We start from the raw sequence: 20577 nt of genomic DNA, 5'->3' as shown, positions 1-20577 counted from the left end.
TCCGGAGGTAATGGCGATCGTTTAAACAGCCAGATACTTATGAAATAGCTCGTCAGTCAGATCGGCTGTTTTGCCATCTACCACAACGACACCTTTTTCCATAATGAAGAACTTTTGGGCGATCTGGCGCACAAAGTCTACTTTGTGTTCGACAACGATGAGCGTAATCCCTTTCTCGCGATTGATCCGCTTGAGAGTTTCTTCGATCTCCTGAACGATCGAAGGTTGAATGCCCTCTGTTGGCTCGTCTAGCAGCATGATTTTCGGATCGCTCATCAATCCGCGTGCAATGGCTAATTGCTGCTGTTGTCCGCCACTGAGTAGACCGCCTTGACGATTGAGGTGCTGCTTGAGCATTGGGAAAAACTCAAAAATTTCATGGGGAATTTTGCTAGATTTCTTTTTCCCCGCCGACAGTCCCAATTTGAGATTATCTAAAACTGATAAATACGGAATGATTTCTCGACCTTGGGGAATATAAGCAATTCCCTCGCGGGCGCGTTTAAAAATCGGCATCCGTGTAATGTTTTTGACATCGAAAATGATGTTGCCAGACATCACTTTATTTAGGCCAATAATGCTGCGGAGGAGCGTCGTTTTACCCACCCCATTTCGTCCCAAGATACAAGCAATATCGCCTTGGTTAATCGCCATATTCACACCAAACAGCACGGGTGTCTGTCCGTAAGAAACAGTTACATCATTTACTTCAAGCAGCATTGATTTGTTCGCGTCCTAAATATACTTCAATTACTTTGGGATTCGATTGCACTTCACTAACCGAGCCTTCGGTCAATTTTTCGCCTTGATGTAGAACGACAATACGTTGAGCGATTTGTTTGACAAACTCCATGTCATGTTCGATCACCACTAGTGAGTGGTTGGCCGAAATCGTCTTAATAATTTCCCCAGTGGCATGGGTTTCATCGGCAGTCATCCCCGCAGTTGGTTCATCTAGCAGTACTACTGCCGGATCTTGAGCCAGTACCATCCCAATCTCGACCCACTGTTTCTGTCCGTGAGATAACGAGGAAACTTTAGAGTACCCTTGTTCTAATAAACCGATGCGATCGAGGACGTCGATAATTTTATCTTTCTTGGCAGCCGTAAGTTTGGCAGCGATCGAGGCAAACACGCCATGAGTACCTTTAAGTGCCAGTAAAATGTTGTCAAATACCGACAGCTCGTTATAGACATTGGGGTTTTGAAATTTGCGCCCGATGCCCATCCGCGCGATATCATAGGAACTTTTGTTGGTAATATCCTGACCTTGATAATAGACATGTCCCGAAGCTACCGGAGATTTCCCGACGATCGCATCGAGTAATGTACTTTTACCAGCCCCATTAGGGCCAATAATCGTCACAATTTCATTATTGCCAACCTCTAAATCGACGCCTTTTAATGCTTTAAAACCAGAAAAAACTACTTTAAGATCTTTGATTGATAAAACAGATGCTGCTGAACTCATAATCTTGTTATTTGTGATTTTTGCCTAATTTATTAGAACTACTTGCCAGCAACTTCTTCGGTAACAAGCTCATAAGTCCATCTGGTAGAAATAGCACCACAATCATCAAAATTATGCCGACAATTAATTGCCAATCTTGGGTAATTCGATCGACTGAATTTTGAAGCTGTCCGAGTAAAATTGCCGCGATGACTGGCCCAAACAGCGTGCCACGTCCGCCCACAGCGACCCAGATCACGATCTGCGTCCCAAAAGCTACCCCCAGATAGACTGGTGAAATGAAGTTATTCAACGGTACGAATAAACCCCCACAGATACCAGCAATTGCCGCAGAAAGCGTCCAAATAAAAATCTTGAAACTAGCAACGTCGTAACCTAAATAAGAAATTCGCTGTTCGTTTTCTTTAATCGATCTTAGAATCAAGCCAAAATTAGATTTGGTCAACCACCAACTGCCCGCAATCGTGGCAGTAGCAAAAGCCAAAATGATAAAATAAATGCCAATTGGCGGCACCTCTATCCCAAACAACATCAGCTTAGAGACATCGGTAATTCCATTCGTACCGCCTGTATAAGCCTGCTGGCTGACAAAGAAAGTCGTCAGTGCAGAGGCGATCGCCAGCGTAATTACGGTAATATATACACCGCTGACTTTGGAACGAAAGATAAACGATCCGATCGCATAAGCAAAACCAGCCGGAATTGCTACCATCGCGATGACCGCAACTGGGAAAGATTGCAAGGGAGCGATGAACCAAGGTAACTCTTTTAAGCCGTTCCACACCATAAAGTCAGGAACGGTACCACCATAGTTATTGGCAGCAGCAGACAGGTTGAGTTTGAGATAATACGCCATTGCATATCCCCCCAACGTAAAAAATACCCCATGCGCGAAGCTCAGAATGCCAGTGAAGCCCCAGACTAAATCTAGCGAGACGCCTAAGACCCCAAACAATAGCAATTTTGCCATCAAGTTGGTCTGGAAGGTGCCAGCTACAAATGGGAAAATTATCAAGACTAGCAAAACTGCCAAATTGATAATCTGCCATTTCTTGGGAATAAAGCTTGATTGTTGAATTTGACCGACTACTTGTGCCATTGGATTTAGAGGGTAGAGGGTGGAGGGTAGGGGATAGGGAATAGGGGATAGGGAATAGGGGATAGGGGATAGAATAGATGTAGGGTGGGCAATGCCCACCAGCTAGATTTTTGGGCTACCAACACGATCTATTTCGACTCATCTAACCGCGTTTCTGGACTGTGAATAGACCTTCGGGACGGTAGCGAATTAGGACGATTACTGCCGCCAACACGATCACCCTCGCGGTAGGATCGTTTAATAAATAAGCGATCGCGGCATTGGATTCGCCGATCAAAACTGCACCTGCCAACACACCGATTAACTTATCTACTCCTCCCGTTACCACTGTCATCCAGGCATCTACTAGATAATCTTGTCCCATCGGTGGCGCGACACTTTTGAGCGAAGCAATTACTGTCCCCGCGACTCCAGCCAGTCCACAGCCATAAGCAAATGTGAGCATATCTACCAGGCTAGTATTTACGCCCAGACACTTAGCCATTTCGCGGTTTTGAGTAACGGCACGGACTTCTCGACCCAACGTGGTACCGTAGAGCAAATACGCCGTAATTGCCAGCAGCAGCAATGCCATGAAGATGATAAATAAGCGGTAGTAAGAGATTTCGATTGCTTGACCGCCGATTGTAAATGGCGTCCAGTTACCCCGAATGTATGGTGGTGCCTTGACATACTTAAGTTGGGCGGTGAATATCAGCTTCACTACCCCTTGGAGGACGATACTCAAACCCCAGGTCGCTAACAGAGTTTCGATCGCTCTACCATAGAGTCTGCGGACGATCGTGACTTCTACCAACGCGCCGACTAGAGCTGTAAACAAAAACGAAAATGGAATTGTCATTAACAAATCCATTTTAAAATTACTTTGCAATACGAATGTTGTGTATGCGCCCAGCATGATGAATTCACCATGTGCTAGGTTGATAATCCGCATTACCCCAAACGTAATTGACAGTCCTAATCCAGTCAACAGCAGAATGCCGACAATTCCAACTCCGTTTAACAACTGATTGGTAATTGCTACTGGATCGATCGCTTTTGCTGGTGCGCTGGCTTCGGCTAGATAGATTAACGAAGATATGGCATTAAATGGCAAAACTTGCATATTTTCCCGCTCTAGCTAGTTGTGTATTGTGTAAATACTGAAATTAATGCACAATCTTCGATCGCGATTGGCGATCGGAGATTATGATTGCTTAGCAATTTATGGTTTGTCTAGGAATGCAATTGGAATTGGCTTTTTCGTCTCGACGATCGGGTTACTACGCATATCTGGTGTTTTGTGAACGCAAATCCGACCCTTGTAGAGTGCTTGACTCCACGGAATTGGTTTCACCGCAGCCTTGGTCGAAAAGACAATTTCTGCCTGTCCATCAGCCTTCCATTTCCCAATCCGGGAGTATAGGTAGGTGTGATAGTTGTCGGGATCGGATTTTACGGTTCCTTGAGGAGCCTTAAACTCTTGACCTCTGGTTGCTTCGCGCAGATTGCTAGTAGTTAACTCCTTATTTTCCTTAGCGCATTTTTCCATTGCTTGTGCCATGAAAAAGGTCTGAATATAAGCTGCTTCCATGACCCCATTGGTAACGCGCTCGTTACCAAACTTAGCCTTGAATTGTTCTACAAATGCTTTGTTTTCTGGAGTATCAACTGTTTGGAAGTAGTTAAAACTACTAAAATGTCCCTCTGCAAACTCTGGCCCCATTGCCTGAATCTCTTCCTCTGTGGTCGGAAATGCCATGATCGGAATGTCTTTGGAAGTGATTCCAGCATCTTTAAGCTGCTTGTAAAAAGCTGGAATACTATCGCCAACGAGATTACTTAGGATAAAATCAGGCTTGGCTTGCTTGATTTTGTTAATAATCGTGATGAATTCTGTCGTACCTAGTGCCGCATATTCATCGCCGACAACCGTACCGCCACCATTAACTAACTCAGCTTTGGCAATCCGATTACTTTCTTTGGGATAGATGTAATCAGAACCGATAAAGAAGCCTTTTTTACCAAAATTTTTGATGCAATAAGGGATCGAATCGGTGATTTGTTGGTTTGGTGCAGCCCCCGTGTAGAAGACATTCGAGCTACATTCATTGCCTTCATAGTAGACAGGATAGTAGAGCAGTCTATCTTTCTCTTCAAACACTGGAAGTACTGATTTGCGGCTAGCAGAGGTGTAGCAGCCCAGTACGCAGGCGACCTTGTCTTCATCGATCAGTCGCTTCGACATTTGGTTGTACAAATCCCAGTTGGAGTCTGGATTGACAACTACTTTTTCAATCATCTGCCCATTGATGCCTTTTTTGCCAGCCCAAGGCCCAGTTCCTTCGTTGATCTGGTCGATCGCTAGGAATGTCGCGTCTTGTAAGGATTTTTCAACGATCGCGATCGATCCTGTGGTTGAATACATGACGCCAACCTTGATCCCTTTTTTGCCATCTGCGGCTGGAGCTGATGCTGGACTAGCACCCGGACTGGCTGTGGGAGTAGATGATGGATTACTACAAGCTTTGAGCAGGAGCGTACCTGCGACGCCAGCACCACCCAAAATAATGAATCTCCGTCGCCCAAACTGATTTGCCATACAACTTAAATTTACCCTTCACACACAATTATCTGGATGAAATATTAAGGCTAATATCTCGGTAACTGTGTATTCTAAAATACAAAACATCCATGTTTGGTAAAGATTTAGACCAATGGCTTAGCTGCTACAAGCCGAACGTCATTAGTGGTATATTAAGTATCAATTTTTAGGCAAGCTTTAAAACTTAAAGCTTGCCTAAATAACTGAATATCTGCGATACTTACTGCAAAATTTTACTAAGAATGTACGTCAGAACTAAGTATCATCCTTAAGCTTACTGCTGATTACTAATTTTTAGACTATAAACCTTAACAAATCTGTCAATTGCAAATATTTGTTAATCAAGATTTATTAAGTTATGACTCTAATTCATGTCACTTTGCTAATTCGCTACTAAATTCATTAAAACTGCGACGTTTGAGTTCGACAGAATCCGTGCGCGGGAGCAAGTCGAAAACTTCTCGCATGGCATCATCTACTTTTTCAAAGGCAATAACACCTGTTTCATTGAGTCGAACTTTACCCTGTTTATCGATGACCACAGTTTGCGGTACCTCACCTTTATAATAATATCCGGGTTCAGCCTCTGGATACTTGCCGTTTATGGAGAGACTATCAGCAGTAACTGGGATAAAGCTGGCAGCTTTGCCATAATATTGTTGTAATTGAGAGACCGTACTCGCATATTTTTTGCAGTCGGTACTATCATCAACATAAAAGACTAATAAAGCTGGTTTATTTAATTTTAAAGAGTCAGATAGAGAAATTTTAGGGGGAACGAGTGAACCATTGCCAGCATAGAGAACAAATACATTGCCATCGTATTTATCATCCTCGATACCTGCTAAAGCTGGATGAGCCACTACCCACGAACAAAGACAAATTACCACCGCCAACACTAGCGATCGCCATCCAGAATAAATGCGATTAGATAAAAGTTTCAACATATAATTTGATTAAATATATTTGTTAATTAGATTATAGAAAGCAGAAGAAAAAATAGCCGATCATCTAAATCTCCCTCCTTTGCAAAAAAAGCACCAGATTTGCACCAAAAATGATTAAGTTATTACTTGATTTAATTTACGTCTTTCCCGCTCCCCGCTCCCTCCAAATATACTGGATGAGTAAAATGCCTCAAAGCTTACTTTACTGCTTCTAACATCCGCGAGAAATAGAAACGAGTTTTGGTCATTGCTTTGCGCTCGATCTTAAAACCTTGTGCTTCTAAGATTTGAACGATCTCGGTTTCGCGATGGAGATATGCGCGAGTTGCTTTGCTCGCACCAGGAAAGAAACTACCGATCTTTTTGAGTAAAGATAGACAGGGAGTTTTGGGTGCAAAACTGAGAATCAACCGCGATTGGGCAATCGAAGCTAGGTGAGAAATCATTTCCGCAGCCTTGTCTTGAGGATAATGAATCAACACATCCAGACAGACGACAGTATGGTAGTTACCGCTGAGACTTTCGAGATCTTGGACGCTAAAGGTGGGATTATCGTTATTGCCAAACAGCTTAGCTGCATTCTCTTTCGCTTCGCCGACCATTTTCTCAGAAATATCGCTGGCATAGACGATCGCTTTTGCTTGTGCGAGGGGAATGCTCAAACTACCCACCCCACAGCCTGCGTCGCAGATAGATAAACCCTCTAGGTTATTATCTGCCGCCAACCACTCCAACAAGGTGTCTACAGTCTGCTGGTGTCCTGTACGGATATCGAGCTGTACTTTATTTACCTCACCGTCCCCGTAGATGCGCTGCCATCTCTCAAATCCCGTGTTATTGAAATATTCTTTAACTACGGCTTTGTCGTCTACTACGTTCATTGAAATTTAGGTATAAAAATTTATTGCTATCGGTAGATCACTATAGCAGGCGATCGGGGGTGTAGGGTAGGTCGGTAGTCGATCGTGACTTTTATAGACTCAGCGGTTGAAACCACTAGCCACGACTTCCAGTCGTTGGCAAAACTCGATCTCTACTTTTGTCGCTCTTGCTGAATTGGTGCCAAAACATCATTCCAACCAGTAGCACACCGCAATTTAGCCGCAGCATCAGCAACGGGAGCATGTGCGAGATCTGTACCATCTGCACCTAGATCTTGCGATCGACATACGATGCTTACAGTGCCAACCACGCCTTTAGCATTCTTAAATCTCAAAACTGCACCATTAAAACCATACATCTGCCGATCGATTTAGCACCAATAATTGCCAAATCTTTAGAACGAATTTCTGTCAACGATAGTTGACGATCGGTTTCAGGAACAGGACTCATATCTCATACTGGCAAAAATTATTTACGATCGGTATTCCCAGCTAGCTTCGCAATTACCAATTAATCATTTGAGTAATCAGGGATTTAGGATCGAGCGATTATTTTGCCAAAGGTCGATATAATAAACCGAGTGTGTTTGAATAACTCGCTGATAACAAAGATCGTTTGCCCCTAACGTTGCTAATTTTTCAAGGTATGGAACATCATTACTCGACACTCCTACACATTCCCAGCTCCCTATCGCTACCAAAAGCGATCTGTCTGGATGCCGTCGGAACGTTATTTGGCGTGCGCGATAGCGTGGGCACGATTTATAGTGAAGTAGCGAGCAAACATGGTGTCGAGTGCTCGGCGGAATTACTCAACAAATATTTCTATACAGCATTTAGCAACTCCACTCCCTGTATCTTTCCTGGCGTCCCGACGGCGGATGTTCCCGAGCAGGAATATCAATGGTGGCGCGAAATCAATCGCCAGACATTTACCGCAGTGGGAGCTTGGGAGGAGTTTGACGACTTCGAGCTGTTTTTTCAAGAAGTGTATCGATATTTTGCCACCACAGGCGCGTGGACGATTTATCCCGACACGATTCCCGCTTTAGAAAACTGGCAGCGATCGGGGGTACAATTGGCGGTAGTATCCAACTTTGACTCGCGTCTGCACAACGTGCTCAAAGTCTTAGGCTTAGAGCATTACTTTTCGACAGTGACGATTTCGACGGAGGTAAGTGCAGCCAAACCACAAGCCGCTATCTTCGCCGCAGCTTTGGACAAACACGCGTGCGCGCCGCAATCTGCTTGGCACATTGGCGATAGTTTGGAAGAAGACTATTTGGGTGCGAGTAATGCTGGTTTGACGGCAATTTGGTTGAATCGGAGCTAGCCGACTATCGCCTCACCACGTTTTGCTCTAACCTAGAGGGTAATAATATCCTTATCTATCATTTGTGGAGTTTATCAAAGTGAGTAGCGTTACCGTTATCAATGACGCACAATTTGAGAGTGAAGTTTTACAAGCAGATCTCCCTGTCTTAGTCTACCTGTGGGCGGCATGGTGCGGGCCTTGTCGGTTAGTGTCGCCATCGATCGACTGGATTGCTACCAATTATAGCGATCGAGTCAAGGTTGTCAAAATGGAAGTAGATCCCAATCCTGAAACTGTCAAAACTTACAAAGTCGAGGGCGTTCCCGCCATCCGCTTGTTTAAAGGCGATGAAATGATTCACTCTTGTGAGGGTGCGATTACTAAAGATAAATTAGCAACAATTCTCGATAGCAATCTTTAAGAAAATGCGATCGACATCTGTTAGCTTCGATCGTCGCTAATCCATGTGGTGGGCAGCGGTATCTCCTATCGGAGAGGCTCCGCCAAAGCGCTTTGGAGGTTCCCTCTAGGGCGAGCGAAACAAGACAGTGCCCACCCTACTTTATGATTATTTTTTCATCGCCCAACCATCGAATACTAACTATCAACTCTCAGCTCTCAACTATCAACTGACATAACATGCAGTTTTCCAAACGGCTCCAACCACTAAAATCGAATGTATTTGCCGATATGGATCGGGCAAAAGGACGAGCGAGAGAACTGGGACGAGAGATAATCGATCTATCGCTAGGTTCGTCAGACTTGCCGACAGCACCGCATGTCATCGCGGCAATTCAGTCAGCGTTAGTAGATCCGAGTACGCACGGTTATTTGCTCTTTAACGGGACGCGATTATTTCGCGAAGCCGCAGCAAATTGGTACACCAATAAATATGGAATTGAAGTAGATCCAGAAACCGAGGTATTACCGCTAATCGGTTCTCAAGAGGGAACGGCACATTTGCCCTTAGCAATCTTGGAACCTGGCGATGTTGCCTTGCTGATGGATCCTGGCTATCCTTCTCATGCTGGCGGCGTGTATTTAGCTGGTGGCGAAATTTACCCGATGCCATTACTGGCAGAGAATGGATTCTTGCCCGTACTGGGGGATATTCCGGCTCCAACCCTTGCCAAAGCGCGAATGATGGTGTTGAGCTATCCGCACAATCCTACCACCGCGATCGCGCCCCTAGCCTTCTTTCAGGAAGCTGTTGCTTTTTGTCAGCAGCATAATTTGGTATTGGTACACGACTTCCCCTATGGTGATATGGTATTTGGCGATGTTAGGGTACCATCGATCTTACAAGCCGATCGAGAGAAAAGTGTCTCGATCGAGTTTTTTACGATGTCGAAGTCCTATAATATGGGCGGCTTTAGAATCGGTTATGCGATCGGCAATCGTCAATTAATTCAAGCTCTGCGCCAAGTTAAGGCGGTAGTCGACTTCAATCAGTATTTAGGCATTTTACACGGTGCGGTGGCCGCACTCACAGGCGACCAAAGTTACGTTCGCCAGACGGCGGATACCTTCAAACAGCGATGCGATACCTTTGTCACCGCCTTGGATGAAATCGGTTGGCACGTACCCACACCAGCAGCGATGATGTATATCTGGGCAAAGTTACCACCACAATGGGCGCAAGACTCGATCGCATTTTGTACCGAATTAGTCTGTCAAACTGGCGTCGCCGCTTCTCCAGGGATCGGATTTGGTAAGTGTGGCGAAGGTTACGTCAGATTTGCGTTGGTGCATGAGCCAGCTAAATTACAACTTGCTGTCGATAGAATGGCCAAATTTTTGTAATTTATCTAGTTAACCCAAGTTGCTACCTTAAAAATGTTAACGATTGAAATCGTTGCTAGTGTTGCCAAGTCCGCCTACATGGACTAATTTATCAGTCCGCGTAGGCGGACTTCGTATTGTTAGCCTCGATTTTAATCGGTGGCGGTATGAGAACAAAGCTGTTGGATGCCATGTATCGATATTACCCAGCCTATCTCTAAGCCTTTGTGCTCAACTTATCTACTCATTCAAAGGCAGCTATCGCCACTCAATAATTCCTGTGATAGGATCGATTTATTGCAAAGTGTAGTTGTTTAAAACATAGAGACTTTGCGATTTATTCTTAAACTAAACTTCATATCTAAATATTTATGCTTTTAGAGAAATCGGAAGTATTAGAACTTTTGTGTTGCCCTAAAACTGGTAATAAATTACACAGAAAAAGCGATAAATTAATTACCGAACACAATACAGAATACATAGAATACGAAATAATTGGCGACTGTCCGATCTTAATTGATTTCGATCGAGGTGTTTTTAATAAAGGTAATTTCTCATCTTTACCTTCATTAATCGAGCGAAACTCATATCGGGGAATATTAGGTTCCATTCGGAGTTTAGTAAATCCGATTCAACCAGCATCGCACGAAAATATCAATCAACTTGTAGATTTACTATTAATGGCACATCCCAATCCACGGGTGCTGATTGTCGGCGGTGGGACAGTTGGTGAGGTGATGTATGATTTTTATAAAGATCCGCGCATAGCGATCGTTTCTTTCGATGTCTATGCCTCACCACACGTTCAATTCGTCGCCGATGGACACAATATTCCATTACCAGATTGTAGTTTTGATGCTGTCATCATTCAAGCAGTCTTAGAACACGTTCTCGAACCAAATCTGGTAGTTTCAGAAATGTATCGCGTTTTAAAAGATGGTGGCATCGTCTATGCAGAAACACCTTTTCTACAACACGTTCATGAGGGTGCTTACGATTTTACTAGATATACAGAAAGCGGACATCGCTACTTATTCAAAAACTTTGAAATGATAAAATCGGGAGTTGTTGCAGGTGCTGGTACCCAATTATTATGGGCGATCGATAATTTCTTTCGCGGTTTGTTTAGATCTAAACAACTTGGTAAAGTTATCAAACTGGGATTCTTTTGGTTGCAGTACTTCGATCGTTTAATTCCCGAAACATACAATGTTGATTCAGCTAGTTGTGTATTCTTTATGGGTATTAAGGTCGATCGTCAAATCGCACCTAGAGATATACTGACACATTATAAGGGCGCGCAATAAACTATCAATCTATCTCGAATTTTAGGCTGTATCCTTATCCCAAGTATGGGAGAGGGGAGCCAGATTATTTACTCATGGTTTTTAAAAACGATCGATAGATCTACCGATCGATTCTACTCTGTTTGGGAATTACCGATCTCATGCCACTTTTTTTAGCATTGGTGTCGCCAAGATAGCGTGGGATGACATGAATCGTGGCATGATTCATGGCTTGTCCCGCTGCTTTATTGACATTCATACCGATATTAAATCCATCGGGTTGAAATTCCCGATTCAATATTTCCTGTACTTTATTTGCCATCAACCAGCAAGCTGATTGTTCTTTTTGCGGCAACTCAAAATAATTACTAATATGTCGCTTTGGTACGATTAAGACATGACCTTTGCTGAGTGGATAACCGTCAAACATAGCATAGGCTGTCGCTGATTCTGTAAGCAAACTTATCTTGCGATAGGGATTGCAGAAGATACAGTTATTGGGTGAGTTCCATTGATGGTTATAATGGACGTATTCATAAATTTCGCAATACTCATTGAGCTGAATCGACTTAAATGGTAGCTTGACAGTGCATTGGTAAGTTGGCTTTTTATGGACGTAATGTTCGCGAAATCCTTCTTTTTTTAAATCTCGCCTGACTGCATAATAAGCTTTGCCACCTGGTTTGAGTAGATGTGCGATGCTCATCAGGACATCGGCTTGTTCTTCTGGCATTAAAACATTGAGCACATAGCAACAGACGATTGTATCAAATTTAATTTCTGGATATTTTGGTAGATAATAAGGATCGTAACCTGTAATATTTAAACCCTTGCGCTCTAAGAAGTTGACATCATAACCCAGCCCACAACCAAAATCAAGAATCCGACCCATCAATAAGTCTCGATCGAATAAAAATTGCATAGGCGATGACAGTTTAACCCGATCGATCGCCGTTAGATGGCTAAATTTATTTACTTGTTTCTTCATGCAATCGGGGCTATGGTGTAGCGGATTTTGTTAACGTTAATAGTGCTAATAAAAGCCGCTGTTGTTATTTTAGCAATATGTCGATCGCGTTGGCGAAGCCTACCGGAGGTAATCGATCTGTACTTATGAAAGTATATTAGGCAACTTTTGACAATAGTAATCACACCTAAATCGGAAATTAGATTAGTACGGCAATACACCAGCTAGTAGTTTACATCGTAAATCTAGTTACTATTTTGGTGAAGAGCAGGGAGCGGGGTAGGAAATGTCCGAGAATGAGGAATCATAATTCAAATCAGCAACGCTCCGAGTCAACCATCCCCCAATCCCTTGGTAAAATTTGGCTCATCAAAACCGGAACATCCTCGCATCCTGAGTCTTCATCATTACTAGTCGCTCTGGTAAATCTGCTAGAGATAGCAACACCGAGCAAATAGTGGCTAAATTAGACTTAAACCATCTTTAGATACCGCCATCACTGCTCTAGAGGACAGATGCGCGAGAACGAAAATTGCGGTCGTGTCGATCGGGTGTTAACATTGGGCACAATACCTTAAGAGCTGCTTTTCGTAGCGTAGACACCAGCAGCGCAGCAGATGTTCGGTGGATATTAGCTGAATCTAGTTCCGATATCGATTCTAATGCCCACTTTGACATCACAATCGAGCTAAGAGTGAAGAACGAACCCCAACACCAACCTACTGAGTGTCAATTGACAAATAATTCCTCCCATAGCTCGCGTCGGTGGCTGAAGTTGTTTTTAAAAACTGGCAGCGCGATCGGTTTAGTTTTTTTCTTATTAGCAATAGTCGCGATTGGATTCGGTCAATGGTGGGCAAAAGATAACCTGATTCCAATTGTCGATCGAGAGCTAACCAAAAGTCTCAAGCGTCCGGTTAATTTAGGCAAGCTTCAGGATATTTGGTTTAATGAGATTCATATTAAGAATGCTAAAATACCGACTAATGGAAGCGATTTAAATCAGATCGTAGCTCCAGATGTATTCATCAGTTTTAATCCATTTAAGTTATTGTTAGATCGATCGTTAAAGTTGGACGTGCGGCTGGCGTCACCTCAGATCGAGCTAGCTCAAAATACCCAAGGTAATTGGCTAAACATTCCCCCCCAAGAGAAGCAACCGCCACCACCGATAAAAATCGAAATCGGTACGATTAAAGTCGATGATGCACGCGTGACAATCGTGCCTTATAGTCAAGTTCCGCAGCCGATTACTGTTAGCAAAATTAATCTCCAAGCCGATGTTAGCGATCGACAAGATCGAGTTACATTTAATGGTGGCGCGCAGTTTCAAGAAAATGGACAGGTTAATTTTCAGGGTAATAGTTCGATCGTTAATGGGGCAACCGAACTAGCAGTTAAGGGCAAAAAATTAGATGCCGTAGCCGCAACACGAATTTTCAAAATTCCTGAAGTTACGATTGTCAAAGGCACAGTTGATGGCGATCTGAATCTAGTTGTTAAACCCCAGAAAGATTTACGAATTAGTAGTAATTTGTTAGTGAATAATGGCAAAGTTATTATTAACAACGTACCGAAGAGTCTGGATGAAGTTAATGGATTTATTAACGTATCAGAACGAGCAGTTAGATTAAATAATATAACGACCAAGTACGATCGAGTCGCTGGAGTCGTCAGCGGCGATCTGAATTATAGTACTGGTTATAACTTAAGTGCGAAGACTGCACCCGTAACATTGCCAGATGTTATCAAAAGTCTCGATGTTAAGTCACCTTTTCCCCTTGCTGGTACCGCAGTCGCTCAGTTACAATTAACGGGTAAATTAGATCGGCCAATTTTAGCTGGTAAGTTTAATAATACCCAACTCAGTCAAGTCGATCGCGTCCAGATCGAGCGGGTAGATGGTAACTTTAAAGTTGTAGATGGACGCATTACTCTAGACGCGATCGCACAACCCAAATTAGGTGGAAAGGTAACCGCACAAGGGGAAATTCAGCTTTTAAAAACTCCCCGAACCAGCTTTCAGGTGCAGGGCAATAATCTTCCTGGAGATGCCTTGAGTCGGCTGTACGGCGCGAAACTACCCCCGCAGTTAAAAATCGGCAACACGGCAGTGATGGGCACGATTGCGGGCACTGGAGAGGCTATTTTTACCAATCTAAGCATTAATGCGCCGCAGGCGACTTATCCCGTCACGACCGATCTCCAGATTACACCTCAAGGGAAGACGATCGTGCGGAGTGCGACGCTCTCTGCGGCTGGGGGACGAGTGCAAGCCACAGGTGAAATTACGCCGACTAATTGGCGACTGAATTTACAACCACAGGCTGTAGATACCCAGCAGTTAGCGCAGCTTAATGGGCTAAAATTATCACCTAATTATAGTGGCAAATTAGACGGTAATATTCAGGCATCTGGTCTTAATAATGACGTCAATATCGATCGAATTCAAGCCAATGGCAAATTAAATTTACAGTTGCCAGCCGGAAAACTAATCGCCGATCGAATTAAGCTAGATCGCGGTCGGTGGCAAGCTAATGTGAATAGTAATGCGCTCGATCTCCGGCAACTTGCAGTTAATAATATCGATAGTAATAATTTAGCCCGATCGACTCAAGTCAAAAGTCAGCTACCACCAGGAATTATTAGCGGTAATTTCAATCTCAGTGGTAATAATCTCAAGCAGATAACGCCAGAGAATATTCAAGCACAGGGACAGGGTAGATTAAAGTTTAAAACTGGAGAAATTAAGGCGCAAAATCTCACGATCGCGAATGGTAACTGGCAAGGATTATTTACTACCAATCGGCTCCCATTATCCGCACTCGCGCCCAAAGTCGGTGGACTACTGAGTGGCTCGGCGCAACTTGCAGGCAATCTAAACTCGTTTGCGCCCGAATCTCTGCGCGGAGTAGGTAAAGGCGAAATCGTATTACCTCAAGGTAAAGTTGTCGGCAATAACTTACAGATCGATCGTGGTAAATGGCAGGGAAATCTCCAAGCTTCATCATTAGTACTCGGTAGTCTTGCACCCGAAATCCCGCTTAAATTTAAAGATGCCAAGCTAGATGGTAATTTCAAAGTTGCCGGAGATATCCAACAGTTAAAACCCGAAAATCTGAATGTGACTGGTAGTGGAAACTTAAGTTTGGTGGCGAGTAATGTTCTCGCGCGCCGGATAGAACTTAATGACGGAAAATGGCGCGGTGATTTTGAACTCGATCGATTAAAATTAGGCGATGTCAGTAACGAAATACCTGCTAAATTCAGATCGGCGAAACTAAGCGGCAATTTTATTGCAGATGGAGATTTAGCTAAAATAAATCTGGATCGATTGCAAGTAGCAGGCGATGGCAAAATAAACTTAGCCGATGGCAGCATTCGCGCTACGGGTTTAAAATTAGCAGGCGGTAATATTTCTAGCAATCTCGCGATCGCTAATTTCAAATTAGGTAATATAACTCCGCAATTAGATTCTCAATTAAGTGCTGGTAAGATCTCTGGTAACTTTAATATATCTGCAAATGTCAATAAATTAGCACCGACGACCATTCAAGCTAGTGGCAGTGGTAAATTAAAATTAGCCAATGGTGGCGAAATTAATGCCAATAATTTTCAAACTAATGCTGGGGCATGGCAAAGCGACCTCACCGTTCGCCGATTGCAACTGGGTACCGTAAATCGCCAATTACCAGCAGCAGTTCGCGTCGGATTATTATCTGGTAGTTTTAAAGCAGCAGGCAATCTGAAAACTCCCGAACTTGAAAAAATTCAAGCTAGTGGCAACGGACGGATTAGCAATATTCTCGGTGGCAATATTCAAATTAATAATGTAGCGATCGATAATGGACAGTGGCAAGGTAGCACGATCGCCAATCGCTTAAATATCGGCGAAATAGTCAAATTTGCACCGCCAAATGTCGCCGCTGCCATCGGTGCGAATTCACCCCCAGAAAATCGCTTAGCTGGACAACTGAGCGCGCAGTGGCAATTGAGCGGCAATCTTCAGGAAAATAATCTGGCAAATCTGCTCGTGTCAGGGCAAACCAAATTAACTAATTTTCAAATTGGTGCATTAAAATTCGAGCGCAATTTGACAGGGAATATTCAAGCAAATCCCGGACAAGGAGTAGACATCGCTTTTGCTGGGGAAAACGATCGATTGGCACTGGCACTAGATCGCAATCTTCAGCCCCAAAGTTTCGATCTCAAACAACAAGATATTACCGCCAAAGGTAATGTCGATGGCAAGATCCTCGGTATCGATGTCCAACGGTTGCCGATAACTTTATTACAACCCTGGATTCCTAAAAATGCAGGCATTCAACAGTATCGGTTTGGTGGCAATGCAACGGGCAATCTCGCGATCGATCTGACTAATTTGCAAGTTACAGGCAAGCAAATCGAAATTATCAATCCTACCTTTGGAGCCTTCCAAGGCGAACGACTCGCAGGCGATTTTAGCTATGCTAACGGCCAACTCGCCCTCAATCGTACCGAAATTCAACGCGGCAAGTATACATATCAGCTCGACGCCAGTGTCTCGCCAGGAGCCAGCACCCCCACCTTCCAAGCCAAACTGCAAGTCCCCAGCGGCGATCTTGAAGATATTCGCAATTTACTCCAAATTTTTAGCACCAACGATCTGTTTAAACCATTTCCCCAGCGTAAATACGGCACTGCCGCCGATCTTAATACCAAACCCGAAAAACTCGCCAGTCGTCCCTATCCCCTCAACGACCAACTGCGGCGGCTCTCCGAACTTCGACGCTGGTTGAATCGCGACGCAGATCGCCAAGCCGATGAGAATCTCATCCCCGATCTCGGCAACCTCCAAGGCGAATTTAGCGGCGAAATCTCGCTCTCTAATAGTCCCAAAACCGGACTCCGCAGCGACTTTAAAATTGCTGGTACCAAATGGCAACTCGAAAGCTACCGCCTCGATCGCATCCTCGCGCAAGGCAACTGGCGCAATGGTAAACTGCGTCTCGAACCGCTCGATCTCACCATCGATGATAGTCAGATCTCGATCGCGGGTGATTTTGGCATCAACAATCAAAATGCTAAAGTCAACGTCAAAAACTTCCCCGTACAGGCTCTTGCCAGCCTCACCGAGCTGCCTGTAGATATTAATGGCGCGATCGACCTCTCGGCACAAGTTAGCGGCAATTTAGCCAATCCTCGCATCAGTGGGGATGTCGTTCTCAACGACGGCGTGCTTAACGAAACCAAACTTAAAGACGTCACGGGTAACTTTAATTATTGGGATGGACGGCTGAATTTTACTAGCGACGCCAACTTTGCCAAAAGTCCGATCGTCTCTCAACAAGACCGGATTAAAATTACTGGGAGCATCCCCTATCAACTGCCCTTTGCCCTCCAGGCCCCAGCCAGTAACGATATTAACATCGATTTAAGCTTACAAAATCAGGGCTTACAAGCGATCGACGTTTTAAGCAAACAACAACTCAACTGGCTCGACGGCCAAGGTAAAATTGCCCTCAAGATCCAAGGCAAAATGAAACCGGGCGGCGAAGGTATCGAAACACTCACCGCCAGCGGCACTGCCAATATCACCACAGGTCGCATTCAAAGTGTCGCCCTCCCCGAACCCCTCACCGATGTTAATGCCGATATTATCTTTGATTTCGATCGCGTCGAAGTCCAAAAATTTACCGGGAAATTCAATCGCGGACAAGTCAGTATTGCCGGAATTATCCCCATTTCCGACTCATTTTCGATCGAACCCAGCCAGCAGCTCGGCATTCAGATGAATGGCGTCGCCGTCGATGTCAAAGAGAAGTACAAAGGCGATGTCAACGGCAAACTCACGATCCTCGGTACCGCACTCAGTCCTGTCCTCACAGGCGATGTCCAGCTCAGTAACGGCCAAGTCTTCTTGCCAGAAACGCCCAATACTACGGCCACCATTCTCGGCATCCAGCCAGTTATCCCCGAAGCACCCAATCCCAACGCCACCCAACTCCGCAACCTCCGGATTACCCTCGGCGACAACCTCCAAATTACCCGCGCACCCCTGCTAAATTTCCTCGCCACAGGCAAAATCGACATCGATGGCACCATCGAGAACCCCCGCCCCTTCGGCCAAGTCCAACTCCAAAAAGGCTCCGTCAACCTCTTTACCACCCAATTCCGCCTCGCCAGCGGCCCCCAGACAGCCGACTTCTTCCCCACCCTGGGCACAGATCCCGTCCTCAACCTCCACCTCGTGGCCAAAACCCTCGAAAGTGCCAGCAGCCCCCTCGCACAGCGCAACTCGATCGCGCGTACCATCACCAACGGTGAAATCGATCGACCCGCCGACTTTTATACTACCAGCCTCGGCTCCGTCCAAACCGTCCAAGTCGAAGCCCGCGTAGCCGGACTTGCCAGCCAAATCACCCAAAGACTCGAACTCACCAGTACCCCCGCCCGCACCCAACCAGAAATCGTCCTGCTTCTCGGTGGCGCGATCGCCGAACGCCTTACCTCCGGCGGCGATATCGGGCTAGGAGTTATCAGTTTGGCCAGTTCCAACATTCTCAACACCCTTCAAGATCGCATCAGCGATATTTTCAGCCTGAGCGATTTCCGACTGTTTCCAACCATTCTCACCAATTCTAAAGCTAATAGTAATAGCACTTCCACATTTGGCATCGCCGCCGAAATCGGCACCGAAATTACGCCCAGAGTTTCAGCCTCAGTGTTTAAAATTCTTACTAATAGTGAATCGCCCTACTACAGTCTCCGCTATCGCGTCAACGACCAATTTTTACTCCGAGGCTCGACCAATCTCTTCGGCGAAAATCGCGCGATTTTAGAGTACGAACAGCGGTTTTAGGTATTGCTAGATTTACTAGAGAGGGTGGCGGGGAGTTGGGAATTGGGAGCGGGGTAGCGAATGTATGAGAATGTCAAAACATCCCCAATCCCCAATCCAAAATCCAAAATCCAAAATCCAAAATCGTATGCGCGATCGCTTAGAAGTACAATTGGATCGATATGGAGATTAAAACCATGAGTAACCGTCCCATCATTCTAGGTATCGTCGGCGATAGCGCGGCAGGTAAAACAACCCTCACCAAAGGCATCGCTCAAATTCTCGGCGAAGAGAATGTCACCGTCATCGGTACGGACGATTACCACCGCTACGATCGCCAGCAGCGCGCCGAACTCAACATCACCGCGCTCCACCCCGATTGCAACTATCTCGACATCATGCAGCAGCATTTAGCCTTGTTGCGGAGCGGACAACCGATTCTCAAGCCAATTTACTCTCACAAAACAGGTACCTTCGAGGCACCCAAATACGTCAAGCCCAATCGGTTCGTCATTGTCGAGGGACTGCTCGGCTATTCCACACCCGTGGCTCGCGAATGCTTTGACGTCAAGGTTTATTTAGCTCCACCAGAGTCCCTGCGAGCGCAGTGGAAAATTCAACGCGATACCCTCAAGCGCGGCTATACCGAAGCCCAAGTCTTAACCGAACTTCAAAAACGCGAGCCAGACTCAGAGCAGTTCATTCGTCCTCAACGCCAGTGGGCAGATGTGGTCGCGAGCTTTTATCCCTCCAGCACCACTGATGGGGATACATCTCTGCTCAATGTTCGGCTCGTCCTCAGACCGACAATTACCCACTTAGATATGAGCAAGGTTATCGATCCAGATGACAGCGACTCGCCACCAGCTATCCGGTGGAGTCTCGATCGAGATATGGGCAAACCAGTCGATGTCCTCGAAATCGATAGTCATGCGACGGGCGAGAAAATCAACCTGTTGGAGCAGATGATTTGTAATGACATGCCCGATCTCCATCGCGTCTGCAATCGGGAAGTCAACCCAGATCTAGGCAAAATTGTCGGCACAACTGGCGAAACCCTCCAAAGTTATCCCTTAGCTCTAACTCAGCTCTTAATTACCTACTACATGCTCAAAGCCACTCAGGAAACTAAATAAAGATCGATAGATTGACAGTTTAATTGCTGAAGTCAATCGATTTTTTATTTTGCGAGTCGATCGACTCTAATCGTGTTTCCGCCATCGCGCAACTGCGCACCGATAGTTTGTCGGTAGGTAGTAAAGGCTCACCATTTTCTACGGGTAAAGTTAGTACGATCGCCAAACATAGATCTCCAGCACGCAGCCTTCTCGACCCGCAAGATCGGTCGCAAAGTCATTCAAATCGATTAAAAAATATCCCGACAGGGAGCGGAAATTGTTAACATAGAGGTTGGTAGTTGAGTGG

The 20577-nt window shown here is 45.0% G+C and carries 15 protein-coding genes; 6 read left to right on the top strand and 9 right to left on the bottom strand.

Features of this window, described 5'->3' with window-relative positions; translation table 11 throughout:
- Positions 1 to 21: 21 nt before the first annotated feature.
- The 8 genes from urtE to CHA6605_RS15525 all read right to left on the bottom strand — a co-directional run bounded on the left by urtE (position 22) and on the right by CHA6605_RS15525 (position 7341).
- The gene (gene urtE / locus CHA6605_RS15560) at positions 22 to 720 is read right to left on the bottom strand and encodes an urea ABC transporter ATP-binding subunit UrtE (protein ID WP_015160382.1); all 699 of its coding nucleotides are present in this window, start codon (positions 718 to 720) and stop codon (positions 22 to 24) included.
- A complete protein-coding gene (urtD, locus tag CHA6605_RS15555; protein WP_015160381.1) occupies positions 710 to 1471 on the bottom strand; it encodes an urea ABC transporter ATP-binding protein UrtD in 762 nt (253 codons plus the stop codon). The genes urtE and urtD overlap by 11 nt, the downstream gene beginning before the upstream one ends.
- A gap of 7 nt (positions 1472 to 1478) precedes the next feature.
- Complete coding sequence (gene urtC, locus CHA6605_RS15550; protein ID WP_015160380.1) at positions 1479 to 2570, bottom strand: urea ABC transporter permease subunit UrtC; 1092 nt, start codon at positions 2568 to 2570, stop codon at positions 1479 to 1481.
- Between the two features lie 142 nt (positions 2571 to 2712).
- Positions 2713 to 3675, bottom strand: a complete 963-nt coding sequence (urtB, locus tag CHA6605_RS15545) for an urea ABC transporter permease subunit UrtB (RefSeq protein WP_015160379.1) — start codon at positions 3673 to 3675, stop codon at positions 2713 to 2715.
- Positions 3676 to 3774: 99 nt separating this feature from the next.
- Positions 3775 to 5151 (bottom strand): ABC transporter substrate-binding protein, encoded by a 1377-nt coding sequence (locus CHA6605_RS15540; protein ID WP_041548136.1) that lies wholly within the window; start codon positions 5149 to 5151, stop codon positions 3775 to 3777.
- Positions 5152 to 5528: 377 nt separating this feature from the next.
- Positions 5529 to 6101, bottom strand: coding sequence for a thylakoid membrane photosystem I accumulation factor (locus tag CHA6605_RS15535; protein WP_015160377.1), 573 nt, complete (start codon positions 6099 to 6101; stop codon positions 5529 to 5531).
- Between the two features lie 197 nt (positions 6102 to 6298).
- Positions 6299 to 6982: a magnesium protoporphyrin IX methyltransferase gene (bchM, locus tag CHA6605_RS15530; protein WP_015160376.1), complete on the bottom strand. Its 684-nt coding sequence runs from the start codon at positions 6980 to 6982 to the stop codon at positions 6299 to 6301.
- A 152-nt stretch (positions 6983 to 7134) separates the two neighbouring features.
- Positions 7135 to 7341, bottom strand: a complete 207-nt coding sequence (locus CHA6605_RS15525; RefSeq protein ID WP_015160375.1) for a hypothetical protein — start codon at positions 7339 to 7341, stop codon at positions 7135 to 7137.
- A gap of 287 nt (positions 7342 to 7628) precedes the next feature.
- Between CHA6605_RS15525 and CHA6605_RS15520 the strand changes: the two genes are divergently transcribed.
- From CHA6605_RS15520 to CHA6605_RS15505, 4 genes are all read left to right on the top strand, one after another.
- Positions 7629 to 8315, top strand: coding sequence for an HAD-IA family hydrolase (locus CHA6605_RS15520; RefSeq protein WP_015160373.1), 687 nt, complete (start codon positions 7629 to 7631; stop codon positions 8313 to 8315).
- A gap of 79 nt (positions 8316 to 8394) precedes the next feature.
- On the top strand, positions 8395 to 8718 hold the full coding sequence (locus tag CHA6605_RS15515) for a thioredoxin family protein (RefSeq protein WP_015160372.1): 324 nt from the start codon (positions 8395 to 8397) through the stop codon (positions 8716 to 8718).
- 218 nt (positions 8719 to 8936) lie between these two features.
- The gene (locus tag CHA6605_RS15510; RefSeq protein ID WP_015160371.1) at positions 8937 to 10100 is read left to right on the top strand and encodes an LL-diaminopimelate aminotransferase; all 1164 of its coding nucleotides are present in this window, start codon (positions 8937 to 8939) and stop codon (positions 10098 to 10100) included.
- A gap of 350 nt (positions 10101 to 10450) precedes the next feature.
- On the top strand, positions 10451 to 11386 hold the full coding sequence (locus CHA6605_RS15505) for a class I SAM-dependent methyltransferase (protein WP_015160370.1): 936 nt from the start codon (positions 10451 to 10453) through the stop codon (positions 11384 to 11386).
- Positions 11387 to 11486: 100 nt separating this feature from the next.
- On the opposite strand, the gene CHA6605_RS15500 is transcribed toward CHA6605_RS15505, so the two are convergent.
- A complete protein-coding gene (locus tag CHA6605_RS15500; protein ID WP_015160369.1) occupies positions 11487 to 12353 on the bottom strand; it encodes an HIT family protein in 867 nt (288 codons plus the stop codon).
- A 673-nt stretch (positions 12354 to 13026) separates the two neighbouring features.
- Between CHA6605_RS15500 and CHA6605_RS15495 the strand changes: the two genes are divergently transcribed.
- Together CHA6605_RS15495 and CHA6605_RS15490 are read left to right on the top strand one after the other, a co-directional pair.
- Positions 13027 to 19173, top strand: coding sequence for a translocation/assembly module TamB (locus CHA6605_RS15495; RefSeq protein WP_015160368.1), 6147 nt, complete (start codon positions 13027 to 13029; stop codon positions 19171 to 19173).
- 176 nt (positions 19174 to 19349) lie between these two features.
- Complete coding sequence (locus CHA6605_RS15490) at positions 19350 to 20288, top strand: phosphoribulokinase (RefSeq protein ID WP_015160367.1); 939 nt, start codon at positions 19350 to 19352, stop codon at positions 20286 to 20288.
- The last annotated feature ends 289 nt before the right edge of the window (positions 20289 to 20577 follow it).

The organism is Chamaesiphon minutus PCC 6605, from assembly GCF_000317145.1.
GTDB lineage: Bacteria > Cyanobacteriota > Cyanobacteriia > Cyanobacteriales > Chamaesiphonaceae > Chamaesiphon > Chamaesiphon minutus.
The sequence above is the reverse complement of the archived record's forward strand: the minus strand, read 5'-3'. Positions and strand labels throughout refer to the sequence as shown.